Annotated in this window: 14 protein-coding genes; 7 read left to right on the top strand and 7 right to left on the bottom strand. The window is 59.3% G+C overall.

The annotated features are described in order from the left end of the window. Positions 1–67: 67 nt before the first annotated feature. From IB246_RS12225 to IB246_RS12215, 3 genes are all read right to left on the bottom strand, one after another. Positions 68–1,393 carry a sigma-54-dependent transcriptional regulator gene (locus IB246_RS12225; protein WP_008041979.1) on the bottom strand — a complete coding sequence of 442 codons (1,326 nt, stop codon included), beginning with the start codon at positions 1,391–1,393 and terminating at the stop codon, positions 68–70. Beyond that, on the bottom strand, positions 1,387–3,153 hold the full coding sequence (locus tag IB246_RS12220; protein WP_032832677.1) for a sensor histidine kinase: 1,767 nt from the start codon (positions 3,151–3,153) through the stop codon (positions 1,387–1,389). Before IB246_RS12220 ends, IB246_RS12225 begins: the two co-directional genes overlap by 7 nt. Positions 3,154–3,250: 97 nt before the next feature. Beyond that, the gene (locus tag IB246_RS12215; protein WP_225609057.1) at positions 3,251–5,248 is read right to left on the bottom strand and encodes an RHS repeat domain-containing protein; all 1,998 of its coding nucleotides are present in this window, start codon (positions 5,246–5,248) and stop codon (positions 3,251–3,253) included. On the opposite strand from IB246_RS12215, the gene IB246_RS28685 reads away from it, so the two are divergent. Beyond that, complete coding sequence (locus IB246_RS28685; RefSeq protein ID WP_225609056.1) at positions 5,216–5,587, top strand: hypothetical protein; 372 nt, start codon at positions 5,216–5,218, stop codon at positions 5,585–5,587. The two genes, IB246_RS12215 and IB246_RS28685, sit on opposite strands and share 33 nt — an antisense overlap. 392 nt (positions 5,588–5,979) lie before the next feature. Here IB246_RS28685 and IB246_RS12210 read toward each other — a convergent pair whose 3' ends face one another. Together IB246_RS12210 and IB246_RS12205 are read right to left on the bottom strand one after the other, a co-directional pair. Next, complete coding sequence (locus IB246_RS12210) at positions 5,980–10,626, bottom strand: SpvB/TcaC N-terminal domain-containing protein (protein WP_008041973.1); 4,647 nt, start codon at positions 10,624–10,626, stop codon at positions 5,980–5,982. Positions 10,627–10,811: 185 nt separating this feature from the next. Next, positions 10,812–12,335, bottom strand: a complete 1,524-nt coding sequence (locus tag IB246_RS12205; RefSeq protein ID WP_008041971.1) for a fumarate hydratase — start codon at positions 12,333–12,335, stop codon at positions 10,812–10,814. A gap of 467 nt (positions 12,336–12,802) precedes the next feature. Between IB246_RS12205 and IB246_RS12200 the strand changes: the two genes are divergently transcribed. Genes IB246_RS12200 through IB246_RS12190 form a run of 3 tightly spaced genes read left to right on the top strand, consistent with a single transcriptional unit; the run spans position 12,803 to position 15,615 of the window. Further along, the gene (locus tag IB246_RS12200; RefSeq protein ID WP_008041969.1) at positions 12,803–13,909 is read left to right on the top strand and encodes a GGDEF domain-containing protein; all 1,107 of its coding nucleotides are present in this window, start codon (positions 12,803–12,805) and stop codon (positions 13,907–13,909) included. Further along, the gene (locus IB246_RS12195; RefSeq protein WP_008041967.1) at positions 13,902–14,837 is read left to right on the top strand and encodes an iron-sulfur-binding ferredoxin reductase; all 936 of its coding nucleotides are present in this window, start codon (positions 13,902–13,904) and stop codon (positions 14,835–14,837) included. The genes IB246_RS12200 and IB246_RS12195 overlap by 8 nt, the downstream gene beginning before the upstream one ends. A 28-nt stretch (positions 14,838–14,865) precedes the next feature. Continuing rightward, a complete protein-coding gene (locus IB246_RS12190; protein WP_008041963.1) occupies positions 14,866–15,615 on the top strand; it encodes an enoyl-CoA hydratase-related protein in 750 nt (249 codons plus the stop codon). A gap of 212 nt (positions 15,616–15,827) precedes the next feature. On the opposite strand, the gene IB246_RS12185 is transcribed toward IB246_RS12190, so the two are convergent. Both IB246_RS12185 and pyk read right to left on the bottom strand, forming a co-directional pair. Next, entirely contained in the window at positions 15,828–17,138 is a 1,311-nt protein-coding gene (locus tag IB246_RS12185) for a delta-60 repeat domain-containing protein (RefSeq protein ID WP_008041961.1), read from the bottom strand. 261 nt (positions 17,139–17,399) lie between these two features. Next, positions 17,400–18,851, bottom strand: coding sequence for a pyruvate kinase (gene pyk / locus IB246_RS12180; RefSeq protein WP_008031711.1), 1,452 nt, complete (start codon positions 18,849–18,851; stop codon positions 17,400–17,402). A gap of 157 nt (positions 18,852–19,008) precedes the next feature. Between pyk and IB246_RS12175 the strand changes: the two genes are divergently transcribed. The 3 genes from IB246_RS12175 (at position 19,009) to IB246_RS12165 (ending at position 20,673) form a co-directional block, all read left to right on the top strand. Next, entirely contained in the window at positions 19,009–19,383 is a 375-nt protein-coding gene (locus tag IB246_RS12175; RefSeq protein WP_008031709.1) for a tetratricopeptide repeat protein, read from the top strand. A 252-nt stretch (positions 19,384–19,635) separates the two neighbouring features. Then, the gene (locus tag IB246_RS12170; protein ID WP_032828936.1) at positions 19,636–19,995 is read left to right on the top strand and encodes a PilZ domain-containing protein; all 360 of its coding nucleotides are present in this window, start codon (positions 19,636–19,638) and stop codon (positions 19,993–19,995) included. A 333-nt stretch (positions 19,996–20,328) separates the two neighbouring features. Continuing rightward, the gene (locus IB246_RS12165; RefSeq protein ID WP_008041956.1) at positions 20,329–20,673 is read left to right on the top strand and encodes a hypothetical protein; all 345 of its coding nucleotides are present in this window, start codon (positions 20,329–20,331) and stop codon (positions 20,671–20,673) included. Positions 20,674–20,809 lie beyond the last annotated feature (136 nt).

Below are 20,809 nucleotides of genomic sequence, written 5' to 3'. Positions count from 1 at the left end.
TGTTTCAGGTAGACCGCGCTGACTTCTTCGCGGGCAAGCCTCGCTCCTACAGGGTTTGTGTTGGCCGTTAGAGGAACATCTCGCGGGTCAGGCCATGCCGCTGCATCTTTTCATTGAACGTACGGCGCGGCAGTTGCAGCTCTTCCAGCACCGCTTTCACATCGCCCTTGTGCCGCGTCAACGCCGCGCGCAGGCAATGCGCTTCGAACGCTTCCTGCTGCGCTGCCAGCGACTGCCCCGGATCGATACCCGCAGGCGTGGGCTCTTCCAGCCCCAATACTTGCCGTTCGGCCACGTTCGCCAGTTCGCGCACATTGCCCGGCCAGTCGTGACTCAACAGATGGCTCAACTGCGGGCCGCTCAGCGGCGCAAACGTGCGGCCCAGCCGCTCGGCAGCCCTGTGCGCAAACGACTCGAACAACAATGGAATGTCTTCGCGTCGATCACGCAACGGCGGCAAGCGCAACTCGGCGACGTTCAACCGATAGGCCAGATCCTCGCGAAAACGCCCGGCCCGCGCCTCGTCCAGCAAATCCGGTTTGGTCGCAGCGATGATGCGCAAATCCACGCGAATGCTCTGATTGGAACCCAAGCGCTCCAGCTTCTGCTCCTGCAACACCCGCAGCAATTTCACCTGTTGGGCCAGCGGCATGCTTTCGATTTCATCGAGAAACAGCGTGCCGCCATCGGCGTATTCGAGCTTGCCGATGCGTTTGCCCTGAGCGCCGGTGAACGCGCCGCTCTCGTGCCCAAACAGCTCGGCCTCGAACAATTGCTCGGGAATCGCCGCACAGTTCAGCGCGACAAACGGCTTGTCGGCACGCGGGCCGAAGTCGTGCAGGCAACGGGCGACCAGCTCCTTGCCGCTGCCGGTTTCACCGCGAATCAACACGTTGACCGGCAACGCCGCCAGATCCAGCACTTGCCGACGCAATGTCTGCAAGCCACGGGACACGCCAAGCAAGGTCGCGTCGAGTTTGGCGCGGTTATCGGCCTGCTCGTGCAACGCGCGGTTTTCCAGCACCAGTCGGCGCTTGTCCAGCGCACGGCGCAGGCTGCCGAGCAGGGTTTCCGGGCTGAAGGGTTTTTCGAGAAAATCGTAGGCGCCATCGCGCATCGCATCGACCGCCATTGGCACATCGCCGTGGCCGGTCAGCAGAATCACCGGCAAATCGGCATCGCGGCGCTGCACTTCGGCGAGCAGTTCCAGCCCGGTCATGCCGGGCATGCGCACGTCGCTGAGGATCACCCCGGGGAAGTGCTTGGGCAACTGCGCCAGGCATTCATCGGCGCGGCTGAACAACTGCACCTCGAAACCCGACAGGCTCAGCCATTGTTCGACGGCGCTGCGGATGCTGCTTTCGTCGTCGACCACCATCACAGAATTCAGCATGCGCCAGGCGCCTCCGGATCGATGGGCAGGGTGAGGGTGAACACCGCGCCGTTGTCGTGATTAGCGGCACTCAGGCGTCCACCCGATTCGTGAACGATGGCAAAGGATACGGCCAGACCGATGCCCAGGCCATCGCCCACCGGTTTGGTGGTGAAAAACGGATCGAAGACCTTCGGCAGATTTTCTTCGGCGATGCCGCCACCGTTGTCGATGACGCTCAGGCGCCACAGTTGTTCGTCGGCTTCGAGGCGAATTTCCAGGCGTTTGCAGGGTTTATCCTGCATCGCATCCAGGGCGTTGCGCAGCAGATTGATCAGCACCTGCTCCAGACGAATCGCATCGCCCCGCACCCACGCAGGGCGTGTCAGGTGCAGCACGGTGCTGACCTGTTCATCGCGCAGGCGCGTGTCGAGCAGTTGCAGCGATTGGTCCACCACTGAAGCCAGGTCCAGCCGTTCGCGCAAGCCGCTGGGGCTTTTGCGGGCGAAGGTTTTCAGGTGGCCGGTGAGGGCGGCCATGCGCGTCAGCATTTCATCCACCGGTTTCAGTGCCTTGTAGGCGTCGTCGACACGGCCGTGATCGAGCAGCAACCGCAGCGTCGCCAACTGCATGCGCTGGGCAGTCAGCGGCTGATTGATTTCATGGGCCAGCGCTGCCGACATCTGGCCGAGGGCGGCCAGTTTGGCCGATTGCACCAGACCGTCCTGCGCCGTGCGCAGGTCGCGGGTGCGTTCTTCCACTAACTGTTCGAGCTCTTCGCGACTGCGCTGACGCATCTTGGCCAGGCGCCAGCGCTGGTTGAGGAACAGCAGCAGAAACACCAGCGTCAGCCACAACCCGGCAGCGGCGAGGGCGGCGTTGCGACTGTCTTCGAACGCCACTTGCGGACGACGCAGCAAGTGCAGCGTCCAGCCCTCGGCGGTCAGCGGCAGGGATTCCCACAGGTAATCCGCTTTGCCGTCCGGGCCATCGACCCGGGCCAGTTCGCTGTTGTCGTCAAAGCGCCGCAGCGATTGATAGCCGAGCAGCGTCAGTGGCTGCTTGTCGTATTGGCGGGTGGCCTTGAGTTCGGCGTGGTCGCTTTCACTCAGCGGTTTCAACTGGCGATAGCGCCAGCCCGGCTGATTGGCGATGAAGATGATCCCGCGTGCATCGCTGACCAGCAGCGTGTCGCTGCCCTGACGCCATTCGCGCTCCAGTTCGGGAAATTCGAGCTTCACCACCATGGCGCCGAGAAACTTCCCGCCGTCATCGGTGACGGCGCTGGACAGGAAGTAACCGGGAATCCCGCTGGTCACGCCCACCGCATAAAATCGCCCGGTGCCTTGGGTGCGGGTCTGGCTGAAGTAGGGGCGAAAACCGTAGTTGTGACCGACGTAACTGCTGGGCAAACGCCAGTTGCTCGCCGCCACGGCGAGGCCGGTGTGATCGAGCAGTTCCAGGGTCGAAGACTCGGCGGCGCCGTTGATCTTTTCCAGTTTGCGGTTCAGCACGTCCTGCTGTTCCGTTGTCACCGGCCCGTTGAGCGCCGAACGCAGCTCCGGGTCCAGCGCCAGCACGGCGGGCAGGGCGCGGTAGCGTTCGATCAGGGTGTGCAGGGACGTGGCGTACAAGCCCAGTTGCAGATTGGCGCGGGCGGCATCTTCCACCAGGGCCTGACGCTCGGCGTGGCGCATGGCTAGCGTGGCTGCAAGGGCTGCGCCTGCGAGGATGATGAAGGTGTACAGCGTCAGGCGCAGGGTACGGGAAATCGAAATCATGGAACGCGAGTCGGACTGGCGATAGGAGGCGCAAGATAGCATGTAGGTTATCTCGCGCCAGCTCTCATCTCATGCCATCGGTTGCCTTCCTTATCGGTCAGTGGTTGACAGTCACGCGCGCACGTTTCATATCTTCTGGCAGTCGACCCAGTGACTTAATCCTGGGTTTGCCATCGTTCAGATCATCAAAATTCAAATGTGCTTCACGCATTCTGTTTGAGAGTCCGGTTTGTTCGGTCGGGCTGCCGGTGGGCTCGGCATTAAGGTGTTGAAGCATTCTTGGTGTATTGAGTACGAGGTTTTCAAGCAAAGAGACGCCACCTACCTCATCGGCATCGATCTCATAAAAGTAATAATCATCTTGCGATTGTGCTGCATAAAACAGCACCCCTTCGAGTGTCTCCGCGACAGTCAACGCTTCGCTACTGATCATTTTGCCAATGGAAGTGAACTCGGTTGAGGGGTTCAACCCATCCCTTAGCACCTCTTCAGGGAGGCGCCGATCTGCCCGGTACACTTTGCCGCCGAAGCTGGTCCTTTCCAGCAGGTTTGCATCGTTCCAGTAGTGAACGGGTTTATCGGGGTTCGCATTCAAAATATCGAGGACGGTATTTTGATCATTTGTTGGTGAGGGGGGCGGGACGGGGCTGTCAGCAGAACCCGGACTGGATTCGCCCGGTGAGTCATGGCTTGCAAATGATTCCGGTGAGTCCTGGTAATCCATTGACTCATCGTCTTCCAGCTCTGAAGCAGGCAGCCCGATCGGTGGCAGGCCATACTCCGCTCTGATTACTGGTTCGATCTCCAAAAATGCATCTACAGCTTCTTCGAACGGCCCCCACATACGCCCATCAGAATCTGTCCTGCAGACAGGGTTGTTTCCACAGAAGCAATACAAGTTCAAGCCGTCAACCGAGCCGGCTGGATCCGGATTCACCCACCGCCCCAACCACGGCGCAAAATACCGAAACCCATAATAATAAAGTCCACACGCATCCCGTTCCTTGCCCGAATACCGAACGGTCTTGTAATCCGCATCGACCTTCGAACGCGCCGCCCACCACGCCGTACCGCCATAGGGGTAATAACCCTCGTGGCTGATCACACCCGCGTGTTTATCCAATTCCAGACTGCAAGACCCCAGATGATCGTCAACGCTGTAGCGCAACTGATCGGCCTCGATATCCCCGGGCTTGCCCTTGACCCAATGCAGGCACCGCACGCTGCCACGGGCCAGTGGAACGCAGATGACGTGAAGTTCTTCGTCGTCATCGGTGGTGCGCACTTCCAGTCCCGGAAGGTAATGAACGACACGCCGATGAGCCACGGCATGGGCCTGTTGGCTGCTGAACTTGGCCACCCGTTCACCGGCCGCGTTGTAGCGAAACCCTTCAGCGTCATCGGCCTCGGTCGGGCGGCCGACGGTGGTCACGCTTTGCAACTGATTCAACGCGTCCCAGGTCATCGGCTGTGCACCGGGGGCCAGGTATTGCTGGTTGCCGTTTGCGTCGAAATTGCGTGGGAAGTCCGGCTTGTCTTCACCCTCGTTCCAGGGCAGGGCGCGGTTGCTCTGCGGATCGACGCGCAGCTGTTGCCTGAACGGATTTCCATCACTGACATGACGCAGTTCGGTGCGGTTACCACTGGCGTCGTACGCGTAGTCTTCGGTGTAGTTGAGCAGCCGCCCGGGGTCGATGGGACTGGGCGTGATCAGTTCCGGCAGACCGGGGATCTGCCCGGCATTGGCAGTCTCACGACCCGTGGCGCAGATCAGTTGGTAAAGACTGTCGTAGGTGTAAGTGTTTTCTGCCGCTACACGCTGGTTGGCGAAAAACGTGACGGGTTGGGTATGGTCCACCAGTCGCAGGATGTTGCCGACCGGGTCGTACTCATAACGCAGGTCCTGCAAGCGAGCACATGCCGAGGTGGTGGCGGTCAAGCGCTTCAACCGGCCGCTCGCCGCCTCGTAGGTCGCGCTGCCGGTGACGTCGTTGCCGGTCACCTGAGTCAGCAGTTGGCCTTCGGCGTTGTAGCTCGCCGCTTTCAACAGCGGTTGCCGGCCTTGAGAGTCGAGGGTCAGGTCAATGCGTTGCAATTGCCCGGCGCGATCAACGCTGAAGTGTTGTCGATGACCGCCGGCATCGGTCTGCTCAAGCACTTGCCCCAACGGCCCGATGCGGCTCGCGGTGATGTACCCCGCGCCGGGTTGCAGCAGGGCGTCGCGTTCCGCTTCGACGACGGGCCAGTGGGGATGAACGTCAGACTGATCCGGCAGAAACCGTCGGCGTTGGCGGATGACGCCGCCGTTGAGCGCTTGCTGGTCGAGCCAGACCACACCGGCCCGATCATCGTGGCGGATCAATTGTCCGCACTGATTACGCTCGGCGAACTCACCAGCGTTGTCGGCGTAGGTCAGGCGTTCAACGGTGCGTGAGGTTGAGTCTCGGGTTTGTTCATGGACTGCGGTCAGCCGTCGCTGTGTGTCGTACTCGTTCTGCCAATGGCTGCCTCGACCATCCCAATGCTCGCGCATGTGCCCGGTCCTGTCCGGTAAGCCCAGGCGCCATCCGGCGTCGCGACTTTCAGTGCACAACGCAGCGCCAGACAGGCTGTAAACCGTGGCCATGTTCGGGCGGGACGCGGGCGCGAGGAAGCGCGGATCCCGTTGCGCCACCAGGCGACCGGCGCCGTCATGCTCCTGAGCCGTCACCAGCGCTTCGGGCCTGAGCTCAGCCGCGTCTCGCCGCCAGTACGCGACCTGACGAACTGGCAGGCCACGGTTGTCGATGACCGCCAGTTGTGGCGTATGCGAATGGATGCTCATGTTCAATGGAGCGTTCTGTTGGTTCGGCGCTTTTCGGGTGGTGGCGGCTCAAACAGATCATTCTCGTCAAACGCCACGGTGCACCAGATCCAGTACCACATTTCCCGGCGCAGCGGTTTCAGCTCCGGTGGATCACCTTGCAGCATTTTTTTCGCCAGCACGGTTTCGGTCGGACGCCCTGCAGCATCGTAGAACTGCTGGTCGTGATAGGCGTGTTTACGCATTGAATGGTCTTTGATGTTTATCCACCTATCCGCGAAATACGGCCGGTAGATCCGTACTTTTTCACCCTTGTTGTTGTATTCGACCGGCTCGCTGACCCGCCAGCGTCGCGCGGCTAAGGCTTCGTCCGGGGTGCCATCGTCCTTGAGTTTCAAGGTGCCGTCGTCCAACACCACCCAAGCCTTGCCCGGTTCGACCTCCTGCTTGGTTTGCAGTACCCGGCTGAAGCCGTCCTGATGACTGATGGCGATGCGAATCTGTAACTCCGGATCGCCGGGATAACGGTCTGCTTGCAGGATCGCGATGTGCACCGGCTCACGATGGGCGGCATCGACGTATTGTTGGAGAAGTCGCTCGGAGGGTGTGGGGGCTTCGAGATCGTGCAGATGCTCGCGAGCGCGATCACAAAGGTGGCCGCTGGGTAGCACAAACCCTTCTGCCAGCGCCCAGGTCAGCCATTCCTCAGCGGGCGGCTCGGTTGTCGGCAGACGGCCCATCCAGCTGAACGCGTCGCTGAACATGGCCATGGCGTAATTGCCGATGGCGACAAAGGGCGATTCGATGGCATGGGCCGGACTGCGGTCGTCGGGGCGCACGTAGTCGCTCAGCGGGTCGAAGCCGACCGCCTCACCCAGTTCGGTGCCATAAAAACTGGTGACCAGCACTTCGCCAAAAGCGTTGTAGCGCGCTTCCTGGGTGTTTTGATTGGGGTCTTTGATCGCTGCGGGCAGAAACGTGCAGTAATCAGTGTCGACGATCTGAGTGATGCAACCGTCCGGCAATTCGATGGCTGTGTGCAGGCACCAGTAAGGGTCGTAGGTGACTTTGGTGATGCCGTGGCTTCGGGTTTGCTGGAAGGATTCGACGTTGTAGAAACCCTCGGAATCATAGTATTTCGGAAACCCTCGGTGAATCGACCACAGGTATTCCTTCGCGTCAGTCGGGTCGGTGGGCTCCGACTGCTCAACCTCAGGCAAGAACCACTTCATGATGTGGTAACCCACCTCGGGTGATTCGAGCTTCTCCTTGAGGTTGAAGGGCATGTTGCCGTCTTTGTCCTTGAGCTTGTCATAAGCGCTCAAGGCCCTGCGATACAGTTCGGCAATCACCACATGGGCCAGCAGCGCATGGACAGTCGCCTTGCCTTGTTCCAGTGTCTGACTGTTGAGAGGATCGGTGTAGAGCTGCATCGACATGCCCGCGAGCACCGACTGCTTCGCCCATTCACCCTCGTCCTTGCTCCACTCCAGAAAGTTCTCGTGGTGGATATCTTTGATACTCAACTGCGCCTTTTCCAGCACCAGCGCATTACTGCGCTCCCGATACGGCAACCCCAGTCGAAAAGGCATACCCGGCTTCCAGGTCGCTTCGTCGTACACGTGAATGAATTCGGCCTTGGACTCGGTCAAATACCAGCACTGCTGCGCCTCATCGTGGGCATCTTTCCAATAGCGGTTTTTATGCTCGTCTTCAAAGGGCGGCGTTGCGTCGGTTTTGCGCCGGGCGTAGTAGACGATCATCGCGTGGAGTACGCTGCCGAACTCGTCCCATTTCAGGCTGAGGCTGTGTTCGCAGCGCGGGTCGTCCGCCAGTTCAGGTTCGTACTGATAGCTGATGGATTCCAGCGCCATGGGTTGCAGCACGGCATAGGGGTAATGCTCGCTTTTTGCCCGCAACAGGCGTACCTGATAGCGGGCTTCCGTCACTGCATACGGCACAACCGGGTTATCCCGAGCGAAAATTTCAGAGCGCAGTGTCGAGCCACTGAGCGCACGTGCGATCTGGCGGGCTGTTTCTTCGTCAGGCTCAAACGGTTCGCCGGCGCTGTCGCGCGCGTGAAAACGTTCCAGCTTGGTGGCTTTCAACGCAACAGCCTGCACATCGTTGTTGTAATAACCGTCCCTTGGCTGATCAATGCTCTTGCCCGTGTGAAACCAGGTTTTACTCAGGATCGGCGCGGTGAAGCCCAGGCTTCTGCGTTCCGCCTCGGTCGCTTCGGTATCGGTCTGCAATAACAGGCCAAAACCGCGGAACTCCCGTTCGAAGGGGTCGTAATAACCCTGGCGGTAACTCATGAGCTGGGTCAGTTTATTGCCGGTAATTTCATCGATCTGGGTCTGGCGCTTGACCAGATGCATGGCGAACGGCACACCGGACTCGACGACTTTGTCTTTATCGATCTGATGGTGCTCGTATTCCTCGTCAAGGAACTCCTGTGCCGAACTGCGATAGTCGATGTGGCTGAGCGTGCCCATGTTGTTGTTGCTGCGGTTGACCAGATACGGTTTGGCTTTGACGAAATCGTAGCGCCAGTGCCGGGGCGACATGTGCGGTACGGTCAGGATCACGCTGGTGCAACCCAGCCCCAGCAGGTCCGCCGTGGTGACCTGGCACAACCGGTCGTAGCGCACGCCTTCAGGCCAGGGCAGATCAATCGACTCGGTGGTGAAACCCTTGCCACAGTGGTTCATGAACACCCGCATCCGGTCGGATTCCAGGTAGATCAGGTCAGTTGCACCCGAACCATCCAGATCCGCCAGCAAGACTTGCGAAGCATTGAATGACTCGTAAGGAAACGTCGGGGCGCTGAGCACGATTCTTTTCCCGAAGCGCCCATGACCGAGGTTGGGCCAGCACTCCAGGCTGTTGTGACGGAGACGGAACAGGTGCTGTTTGCCGCTGCCCAGCACGTCACTGAAACCGACCACTTCGGTTTCGGAATTGCTCGGCAGTGGCAGGGCATCGTCGTTGTCGTGCTCTACATTTCGGCCGGCACTGAACCCTTTGTCATCGCCCAGATTGGTGTACAAACGCACACTGTTGCTGCCGATCAGGGCCACGTGAGTGCGACCGTCGCCTACCAGGTCGGCCATCTGCGCCTGAGGATGGAAGTACTCCAGCGGGAAGGCTTTGTAGGGGACAAATCCTGACCACTGGCGGTCAGGGTTCATGGTGAAGCAGCCATTCATGGTCGGCGCGTGTACACCCCATTCGAGCTTGCCGTCACCGTTCAGGTCGGTGAGCGTCTGACGCAGCGATTTACTGCTGTCGGCCAGCGGAGTGTATGGCTGCTCAGTCAGGTCGCCGTAGCGAACGTCATCGCTGGGGTAGTTATCGCGCAACGGTTCGCGGTAGAACCAGGCCTTGTCGTAGCGACATAAAATGCCGGGCATGCCTTTACCGTACAAATCCACCAACTGGTAACGCTGACCGTCATTGAGGCCTGGCATCTGCGGGAACGATTTCCAGCCGGGTTGATCGGCTTTTTCCAGATCGAAGGGCGCGTAGCTGAATTCGAACGGCGGCCGGCTCTCGACTTTGCCTTGTTGATCGTAGGCCTGAAGATGAGCGGCAGTCAGGTGGTTGTATTCCAGCGTACCCTGGCGGTGCTGCAAAAAAAGCCGTTGGACCAGCTTTGGTGAGTCACCCAGTTCGTTGCGGAAATGGTGAAACATCAGCACCTGCCGACAGAGGCGCCGCGTGCCCAGTTCGAATCCGTAATCGTGATTCCAGAACGGGTCGCTGCGTTCGAGCCATTTGTCGTGCTGATCGCCTCCCTGCAGGTACTCGGGGCCGTAGACCGGTATTTGCGTCAAGTCGTGGCTGCGTTCGCCGTAATCGAACAGCAGATGAAAGTGGAAATCGACGTCTTTCCAGCCACCGTCCTTCAATGAATACAGCTCTGACTCCGCCACTGCATTGCCGTACAGCACTCGCTGCAAATACCGCTGGGCACGGTAGTCGCGAAAATCGGGCGCGACCGGGTTCTGCGTTTCGGCCTTGTATTCATAGACGATGTGCTCGCCCCGGGGGGTGACGGTTTCGTCCAGCAGCCAGACCCCGATGCGTTCGGGCTCCTGGGGTTTGTTCTCGTCCCTGGGTTCCGCCCGGCGCGAGGCCAGCGTCTTGCCATAGACATGGCGATTGCCATCGGCGCTATGAATCAGCCAGAAACCTGCCGCATCGTCGTCACTGATCAGCCGTTCGATTTTGGCAAAACCGCCCTCGATGCGTGGCTGATAGCGAATGGCTCGATAGTTTGTTGTCCCGAGAGTGACGGGTCTGTCAACGATCTCGCCCTGGGCATCCAGCTCCGGCATCCAGGTTTCGCCATCGGCGCCGACCATCAGATCCTTGCGCTTGTCGTACAGTGGAACGCCCTTGCTCGTGCGCACCGTTATCGCATTGACGGTCAAATGCCAGCCGATACCGAAAATACTGTTGCCCACGTGGCTGCTGTAGCTCAGCGAAAGAGCCGGCACCATTTCCCGATTGGGAGCCTGGGAAATGGGCACCGGTATGGCCAACGAGGCCGAACCTGTAGTCCCCACCGCTCCCCAGCCGCCAAAACTGGCAATGGCGCCGCCGATTTTCGGTTGGGCGGGGGCCGAAATATTGATAGTGCCTTTTTGTTCTTCCGTGGCCATTTCCGTTTCCACCTGACAAGGACGCACAAGTGCATTCAACTTATCAGGGGCTGCGGCGGCTGTGACCTGTCATATCTGACAGGTCAGCCCTGTTAGCCGGGGAAATTCCGGGATTACTCCAGGCGAAAAAAAACCGGTCTGTCGTCACCAACAGGCCGGTTTTTTCAGGGGCGTTTCAGCGCAACTTACTGCACTTCTACCGCCAGACTCTCACTGATCTTTTTCTGCCAGATGGCAGGACCGGTGATGTGTACCGATTCACCTTTGCTGTCGACCGCAACCGTCACCGGCATGTCCTTCACGTCGAACTCGTAGATGGCTTCCATCCCCAGTTCAGCGAAGGCCACCACGCGGGATTTCTTGATGGCTTGTGCCACCAGATAAGCCGCGCCGCCAACCGCCATCAGGTAAACGGCCTTGTGGTCCTTGATCGCATCGATTGCGGTCGGGCCGCGTTCGGATTTGCCGATCATGCCCAACAGGCCGGTTTGCTCGAGGATCTGACGGGTGAACTTGTCCATCCGCGTTGCAGTGGTCGGGCCAGCCGGGCCAACCACTTCTTCGCGCACCGGATCAACCGGGCCGACGTAGTAGATGAAGCGACCTTTCAGATCCACCGGCAGGGTTTCACCCTTGTTCAGCATCTCGACCATGCGCTTGTGCGCAGCGTCGCGACCGGTGAGCATCTTGCCGTTGAGCAGGACGGTTTCGCCCGGCTTCCAGCTTTGTACTTCTTCCGGGGTCAGGGTGTCGAGGTTGACGCGACGGGCCGACGGGCCGGCTTCCCAGACGATTTCCGGGTAGGCGTCCAGCGGTGGCGCTTCCAGGGAGGCCGGGCCGGAACCGTCGAGCACGAAGTGCGCGTGACGGGTGGCGGCGCAGTTCGGGATCATGCACACCGGCAACGAAGCGGCGTGGGTCGGGTAATCCATGATCTTCACGTCGAGCACGGTGGTCAGGCCACCGAGGCCCTGGGCGCCGATGCCCAGTTGGTTGACCTTCTCGAACAGCTCCAGACGCATCTCTTCGATACGGTTGGACGGGCCGCGCTTTTTCAGCTCGTGAATGTCGATGGATTCCATCAACACTTCCTTGGCCATGACGGCGGCTTTCTCGGCGGTGCCGCCGATGCCGATGCCGAGCATGCCCGGTGGGCACCAGCCGGCGCCCATTTCCGGAACGGTCTTCAGTACCCAGTCGACGATCGAGTCGGACGGGTTGAGCATGGCCATTTTCGACTTGTTCTCGGAACCGCCGCCCTTGGCCGCCACGTCCACTTCCACGGTGTTACCCGGAACGATGGAGTAGTGGATAACGGCCGGGGTGTTGTCCTTGGTGTTTTTACGAGCGCCCGCCGGGTCGGCGAGGATCGAGGCACGCAGGACGTTTTCCGGCAGGTTGTAAGCCCGGCGCACGCCTTCGTTGATCATGTCGTCCAGGCCCATGGTGGCGCCATCCCAACGTACGTCCATGCCCACGCGAACGAACACGGTGACGATGCCGGTGTCCTGGCAGATCGGGCGGTGGCCGGTGGCGCACATGCGCGAGTTGATCAGGATTTGCGCCATCGAGTCACGGGCCGCTGGCGATTCTTCGCGCAGGTAGGCTTCGTGCATCGCCTGGATGAAATCCACGGGGTGGTAATAGGAAATGAATTGCAGGGCGTCGGCAACGCTCTGAATCAGGTCGTCTTGCTTGATCACGGTCATGAGTCGCGCTCCTCTAAAAGACGGGAACATTCAATAAGGTGCTTGCAGCTTGGGTGCATCGGTCGGTTGCAAGCACCTTTCAAGGCACGCCGGGCATGCTGGCGCGACGCTAAAAAGGCGCGGCAGTATAACGCGCCTCGCAGGCGGGCACACGCGCCGGCAGTCAATCGTTGGTCATACAGGTCAAGCTTGCGAACGCGCACTCACCTGTAGGAGCCGGCTTGCTGGCGATGGCGGTCTGACATTCAACATTAACGTCGACTGTTACACCGCCATCGCCAGCAAGCCGGCTCCTACAGTTTGGTGATGTTTGTGCACAAATTCAGGGAGGGTCTAAAGTCATGCCCTTGACGCCGGTTTTCCGGCCTGAAAATTGAATGGTCATTTATCAGACACGCCACTAAAGTGGCATTCGGTCTGTAGAGTAGGACACTCGGTCAGCCTCCTTTCGCACGGTGAGTCAACGATTGACCCATAACGCTATCCAGCGCCTTTTGCTCAAACGTTTTGCCCTTGCGGCCGGCACCTACGCCCTGGCTCTACTGCTGCTGTGGCTGGCGTTTTTCACCGGTCATTACGATGAACCCCTGGCGAATGTCGCCGTCGGCAGCGCCCTGGTGGTCATCAGTCAGGCGGCACTGTTCGCGGTATTTTACAGCGGTTGCAACCTGCGTTTTTCCGACCCCAGCCTGACCGAAGCACAAGTGTTGCTGGGGCTGGGCTGGCAAACCTGGCTGATCGCCAACCTGGATGAGGCCCGTGGCGCGTTCCTGGTGTTCTACGTGCTGATTCTGTTGTTCGGGCTGTTTCACCTGTCGCGTCGGGCCTTTTTGCGGTGCGCGTTGCTGGTGTTTTTCAGTTTCAGTGGAATCACGCTGTGGGAGGGTTACCACTTCCAGCTGGCCGATCCGGCGCTGGCGGCATTGCAGGTGTGCGTGCTGTTTATCGTGCTGGTCTGGCTGGAGCTTTACGCCCGTTACGTCCAGGCCTCACGCCTGCGGATGCGGCAGCGCCGCTTTGCCTTGCAGGCGCATCAGGACACCCTGCGCGGAATGATGCGCCAGCTCGAAGACCTGGTGGCCACCGACGAACTGACCGGGCTGTTCAATCGTCGGCATTTCCTGCGCCTGGCCTCCCGCGAGCTCAACGCCATGGAACCCGGCGTGCTGCATGGCCTGGCGCTGATCGACCTCGATCACTTCAAACGTATCAACGACATGCACGGCCACGCCGCCGGCGATCAAGTGCTGCAAGCCTTCGCCGGTGTGGCCAGCGCCTGCCTGCGCGAGGGCGATGTACTGGCCCGTTATGGCGGCGAAGAGTTCGTGGTGTTGCTGCCCGATTGCAGCGGCGAACGCCTGACCTCCTGCTGCGAACGACTGCGCATTGCCTTCACCGATGTCGAGTTGATCGGCCTGAAGGTCGGCAATCTCAGCCTGTCGGCGGGCATGACGCTGCTGGAACCGGGCGACGATCTCGACGATGCCTTGCAACGTGCCGATCAGGCGCTCTATCGCGCCAAACGCGACGGCCGCAATCGTTGCGCGGCGGCGTGGGAGAACGTCGATGCCTGAGTTGCGGGTCGGCGATCGCCAATGGTCGGTGGCAGTGGGCAGCAACCTGCTCGACGCGTTAAATCAAAACGGCGTGTCCGTTCCCTACAGTTGCCGCGCCGGCAGTTGCCATGCGTGCCTTGTGCAATGCACGCAAGGATTGCCGAGCGATAGCCGCCCCGATGCCTTGAGCGCAGAACAGCGTCAGCAAGGCTGGCGCCTGGCGTGCCAGTGTCAGGTGGTCGAGGATTTGCAGGTGCATGCCTTCGACCCGCTACAGGACGGCAGCCCGGCCGAGGTCGCCGCCGTCGATTGGTTGAGCAGCAGCGTGTTGCGTTTGCGCCTGACCCCTCAGCGTCCGTTGCGCTACAGCGCCGGGCAGCATCTGGTGTTGTGGGCCGGAAACGTGGCGCGGCCATATTCCCTGGCCAGCCTGCCGGGAGAAGACCGCTTTCTGGAGTTTCACCTTGATTGTCGCCAACCCGGTGCATTCAGTGATGCTGCGCGTCAGTTGCAGATCGGCGACTCGCTGCGTCTCGGCGAACTGCGTGGCGGCGCGCTGCATTACGACGCCGACTGGCACACCCGACCGTTGTGGCTGATGGCCGCCGGCACCGGTCTTGGCCCATTGTTCGGCGTTTTGCGCGAAGCCCTGCGCCAGGATCACCAGGGCGCCATCCGCGTCATTCACCTGGCCCATGATGCCGATGAGCATTATCTGGCCAAACCCCTGCAAGCCATGGCCGCCAGCCGCCCGAACCTCAGCATCGAGCTGTGGACGCCGACCGAGTTGCCCGCGGCTTTGGCGCAACTGCGGCTTGTTTCCCGGCAAACCCTGGCCTTACTCTGCGGGTCCCCCGACAGCGTCGACGCCTTCGCCCGGCGCCTGTACCTGGCGGGACTGCCGCGCAATCAACTGCTGGCCGACGTCTTCCTGCCCCGCGGTTGAGCGCTGATTTCCAGACGCGAGACCGACCATGACCGATGCCATCCAGATTGAACGCGAACGCGGCCTGCTGACCCTGCGCCTCAACCGCCCCGACAAGAAAAACGCCCTGACCCGTGCGATGTACAGCCACTTGGCCGAGGCGTTGAAACAGGCTGATACCGACCCCGAAATCAACGCCGTGCTGATCACCGGTTCCGCCGAGTGCTTCACCGCCGGCAACGACATCGCCGACTTCATTCAACAACCGCCGAGCAACCTCGACAGCCCGGTGTTCCACTTCATGCTCAACCTGCTCGAATGCCGCAAACCGGTGGTCGCTGCCGTGGCTGGCGCCGCCGTGGGAATCGGCACGACGCTGCTGCTGCATTGCGATCTGGTGTATGTCGCCCGCGATGCGCGATTGCGCATGCCCTTCGTCAACCTCGGACTCTGCCCGGAGTTTGGTTCCAGCCTGCTTTTACCTCGATTGCTCGGGCATGCCAAAGCGGCGCAATTGTTGTTGCTCGGTGAAGGTTTCAGCGGTGAGCAAGCGGCCGAGTGGGGCATTGCGACCGAAGCGCTGGGCAGTGGCGAAGCGGCATTGGCCAAGGCGCGGGAGATGGCGTTGCGGTTTGAGTCCCTGCCACCGGAAGCGGTGCGCATCAGCAAGCAGTTGATGAAAGCACCTGACCGCGAGCAACTGCGCAAAGTGATAGAAGAGGAGGGTGCGTTGTTCACTCAGCGGCTGCGCTCGCCGGAAGCGATAGCGGCGTTGTCGGGGTTTATCAACCGGCATTGAATTTGCGGTGCCTGATCTGGCCTCATCGCTGGCAAGCCAGCTCCTACAGGGTTATCACCGCTCTTGTAGGAGCTGGCTTGCCAGCGATGGGGTCCGCGAGAACAACACATCTTCCGGATCAGAAACCAAAAAGCCCCGCCATTCATATGGCGGGGCTTTCTTTTTTCAGCAACTGATCACTCAGACGATCGGATCGCCAGCTTGCAGGATCTTCATGCTGTTGCTGCCACCGATGGTGTGGTGTTCAGGAAGCGGGCGATGAGCGCTGCGTAGCTGACGCCGCCGCCCCAATCGCCTAGCACCAGCACATTCCCGTCTTTTTGTAAGGTCATAGTATTAGCGATCGTGTAATGATTTTCGAATCGGGTTGAGCTCCAGCCTTTTCCGCGGCCAAAATCGGTATCCAATTTGCCGTTAATCAGGTAGCGCACCACCACGAACTCGGGGGTGTTGTCTTCTTGCCAAAACCTGCCTGATGCAATGATTTTTCCATCAACCAGTCCAACACCAAAAAACATCACCCCTTCTCCGAGGGATTGAAGCAGCACCTTTGCGTTATTGAATGTGGATTCAAACTCACCGTTTTCGGTGAGGCAGGCCAGTACGCCATGGCGTGGAGTCAACCCCCAACCTGCAACAAGAACACTTCTATCGGAGTACGGGGAGAGCCTTTCGAACGCGACGCCAAGGTTGTCGAATACTTTGAAACCCTTGTCTGCAAAGATCTGGTCGAAAGAGCCATCCTCATTCACACGAGCCACCATGCCATGACCTGCCAGTGTTCCGCACACGGTGATTTTTCCGTTGCGCACCAGAATGTCGCTGATGGTGCTATTGCCCCAGTGTTGATTGGTCACGGCGACATAGCCACTCTTGTTGAAGCCGGTATCATACGAGCCATCAGGGTTGAGCCGGATCAGTAACGCGACCCTGGCAATCCAGATCGGCATGTACATTTCCATGACCACATAGATTTTCCCCTCCGCCACCGTGCAAGGCCCCGAGGCGCCGCTGCTGGTTGTCGTCAGCGGTGTAGAGCCCAGACCAAGGCTCTCGGAAAGGTTGGCGGGCAGTTTGACCGTTAGCTGACCTTTCACGCCAAAGCGTTCATCCACACGCCCGTCGAGATGAAGGCGAGCAAGTACCACCTCGCCTTTTTTCGTATCGATACCGGACAGCAGGATTCTTGTTTCACCCCCGACCGTCACAAACAGGATCTGCCGCAGATGGGTGTCCTGCATAGGGCCAAAACGTACGATTACGTACCCTTTGTTGCCAAAATCGACGTTCGGAGTGCCATCTTTGTGCAGGCAGGCAATACCTAACTTGTGAATGATGTCATCGCCGTCTGCATCGACGGCGCCGCCGACATAGATGTTGCCGTCGGGGCCTTCGACAATACATTCGCCTGAAGTATCTCGGGCATCGAGGAAACGTAGAATCTTCTTACCGTCTTTATCGTCGCCAAATGTCGGGTCGAGATCACCGTCGGCGCGAGCGGTCAGGGCTGTGTACTGGCTCATCGTTCTATTCCTTTATTTGGAGTTTCCGGAGTGAGTTATCCATAGAGAACTGCCAATGACAGGCCGCAACAGCCAAGCGTGAGAAAACCTTGATGACAGCGATAGCAGGTGGACGGAGTCGATTAAAGGGGCTGAACGCAAGGGCGTCTACTGTCAGATCTGACAGGTAAGAAGCGGTAAACCATCTATCAGACTGCTTTTAAACAAAAAAAAGCTCCGCAGCGTTAACTGCGGAGCTTTTGCGTTTCAGCGGTCTGAAACTCAGACCATTGGATCGCCAACGTGCAGGATTTTCATCCCGTTGGTGCCGCCGGTGGTGTGGTAGCTGTCGCCCTTGGTCAGGATGACCCAGTCGCCTTTTTCCACTACGCCACGCTTGACCAGTTCGTCGATTGCCGCCTGGCTGACTTCATTTGGAGCCAGCGAAGCCGGGTCGAACGGAATGGTGTACACACCACGGAACATTGCGGCACGCGCCTGGGCTTCGCGGTGTGGGGTGAACGCGTAGATCGGCACCGAGGAACGGATGCGCGACATGATCAGCGGGGTGTAGCCGCTTTCGGTCAACGCGATGATGGCCTTCACGCCCGGGAAGTGGTTGGCGGTGTACATGGTCGCCAAGGCAATGCTCTCGTCACAGCGCTGGAACTCTTTGCCGATGCGGTGGCTGGAGGTCTTGCTGGTCGGGTGCTTTTCAGCGCCGACGCAAATGCGCGCCATCGCTTGCACCGCTTCCAGCGGGTACAGGCCGGCAGCACTTTCGGCCGAGAGCATCACGGCGTCGGTGTAGTCGAGCACGGCGTTGGCTACGTCGGACACTTCGGCGCGGGTCGGCATCGGGTTCTGGATCATCGACTCCATCATCTGGGTCGCCACGATCACGGCCTTGTTGTGGCGGCGAGCGTGCAGAATGATCTTCTTCTGGATACCCACCAGCTCGGCGTCGCCGATTTCCACGCCCAGGTCACCACGGGCCACCATCACGGCGTCGGACGCATTGATCAGGCCATCGAGGGTTTCGTCGTCGGCCACGGCTTCGGCGCGTTCGATCTTCGCTACCAGCCAGGCAGTACCGCCGGCCTCGTCGCGCAGCTTACGGGCGTATTCCATGTCGGCGGCATCGCGCGGGAAGGACACGGCGAGGTAGTCGACTTCCATCTCGGCAGCGAGCTTGATGTCGGCCTTGTCTTTCTCGGTCAGGGCTGGAGCGGTCAAGCCGCCGCCGCGACGATTGATGCCTTTATGGTCGGACAGCGGGCCGCCGATGGTCACGGTGCAGTTCAGTTCGGTGGCGGTGGCGGTATCGACACGCATCACCACGCGGCCGTCGTCGAGCAACAGCTCGTCGCCCACGCCGCAGTCTTTGACCAGGTCCGGGTAGTCGATGCCGACCACTTGCTGGTTGCCTTCGGTCAGAGGATGGCTGGTGGAGAAGGTGAATTGATCACCGATCTTCAGCTCGATCTTCTTGTTGGCGAATTTGGCGATACGGATTTTCGGGCCTTGCAGGTCACCCAGCAGGGCAACGAAGCGGCCGTGCTTGGCAGCGAGGTCACGCACCAGCTTCGCACGAGCCTTGTGCTCGTCGGGGGTGCCGTGGGAGAAGTTCAGGCGGGCGACGTCCAGGCCAGCCAGAATCAGCTGTTCGAGAACTTCCGGCGAGTTACTGGCCGGGCCAAGGGTAGCGACGATTTTGGTACGACGGACGGACATGCAAAGACTCCTGAGTTCAAGCGCTGAGTGAGGCTACTATGCTCTTGGGGTGTAGTCATTGTTCGTTTGCACTACTTATTCGTTTTTATCTTTAAATGAACATTCCTGAAGATTTTCGCCCACGGGTCGATACAGAGCTCAAGACAGGAGAACCCCCATGCGATTCGTGCTCATAGCCGCCCTTGCCCTCAGTGTCGTGGGCTGCACCCGTTTTTCGATGAACCATCATTTGAATAATGCCTACAGCGCTTATGACCGTGGCAATTGCGAGCAAGTGACGCTCGAACTGTCCAAAGTCGAACGCGCCAGCCGCGCGCGGCCTTATGTGTGGCCGGAAGTGTCGATGCTGCGCGGTTTGTGCCTGGAACGGCAGAAAATGTTCGTGGATGCGGCGCAAACCTACCAGTTCATCCAGGCGTCGTACCCGCAAAGCGAGTACGCCTACCGCGCCCGCGCCCGGCTGGAAACCTTGCAGTCGCTGGGTCACTACCCGCTGCGCAGTGCGGCAGCGGTGCGCCCTACGCGGTTCTGATTGCATCGGTCATTCAACCACTGGCTCACCGGCGGTGGTGAGCTATAGTCGAATAAACCGGTTTAGAGCCTGGTTTCTAAATCGACGTAACACCTGTGATCGGCAGGCGTAAGTGGCAGCGGTTTCATGGACTGCCGCACCGGGATCGGGGAGAGCGCGTTCATTGCCTGGCCCTTGTTTGATAACGGCAGGCAGGCCCGTTCCGAAGCATTAGTGCGGCCCTGCTTAAGGGCCTTGCGTAGCGAAATCAGCATGTTCACTGACCGCCGGATCGAGCGGCATCAACTGCCGTATTTTCTGAAAGTGTTCAACAGTGTCACCGACAAACCGATTGGTTTCCTGGGCAACGTCTCTGAAGACGGGCTGATGCTCATCAGCCAGTTACCGATGATGATCGGCGCCGATTTTGATCTGCGCCTGAAAATCCCCATGGCCGATGGCTGCCAGCAGGTCATCGACCTCAAGGCCTGCTGCCTGTGGTGCCACGAAGACGCAACTCCCCACCACTATGACGCCGGGTTCAGCCTGCAATGGGCACCGCCGGAGTTTGGGCAATTGGTGGAGGCGTTGAAGCAGTACTTCAGTTTTCAGCCGTTGCCGGCGTCTGCCTGAAATCTGCGGTGCATTTGTGATCGCTTTCGCGAGCAGGCCTGGCGCATCCCGAACTCGGAGACTTTAAGCCGCGCTGTCGTCGAGGCTGTCGGCCAGATGGAACAGAGAAGGGAATTTTGGGAACAAAAGTCTTGCTGGCAAGTGGGTCTTACGGATCGGTGAACATTGCTGATCATTGATCAAAACCGACAGGCGGTAGCTATTTTTTGGGGTGTCGAGTAACTACCTGTTATTTCTGACAGTAGCCAGACGCTTTAGTAAGGAGGCTAAATAGCAACAACAATGGTGCGCTGCATTTGTTCCCGGAGCACCGCATGCAAAAAGGAGAAACCCATGGTAACCCCTCGCGTCATGCCACCTAAAGAATTCAACTCCGCGGAACCGTATCCCTACCCGCCCGATTCATTACCTCAACCAAATACGTTTGTAGCCAATCCGCTTAGATTTAGTGGGAAATCTTATTTTTATGGGGCTCCGAATGCAACTGCCGGAGCAATAGTCCATTACGAAGATGAACGACAACACGTCGTCGGCTTAGTCGATTCGCCTTATGATATTTCGTTACCAGTAGATCCAGGTCCTACGCGGATATATTTAGGTTTTAATTGGGCTGAAGGCAATAAAGGGGAAAAAGCGGAATTTATTTTCGATATATATGTTTTGACCCCTCCCTCCTAGTTCTACTCCCGCAAACTTTTCTTTCAGATATCTGCGGGTCAATTGAATCTCCAGAAACATCATTTTGCGGAGTAGCCCGTAAGGGGTTCTATTGCGCGTCGCGTTAACAATACCGTTCGTCATGACTGTCAGCTTT

This window comes from Pseudomonas sp. PDM01, from assembly GCF_014852325.1.
Taxonomy (GTDB): Bacteria; Pseudomonadota; Gammaproteobacteria; order Pseudomonadales; family Pseudomonadaceae; genus Aquipseudomonas; species Aquipseudomonas migulae.
This window is presented reverse-complemented; position numbering and strand designations above follow the sequence as displayed.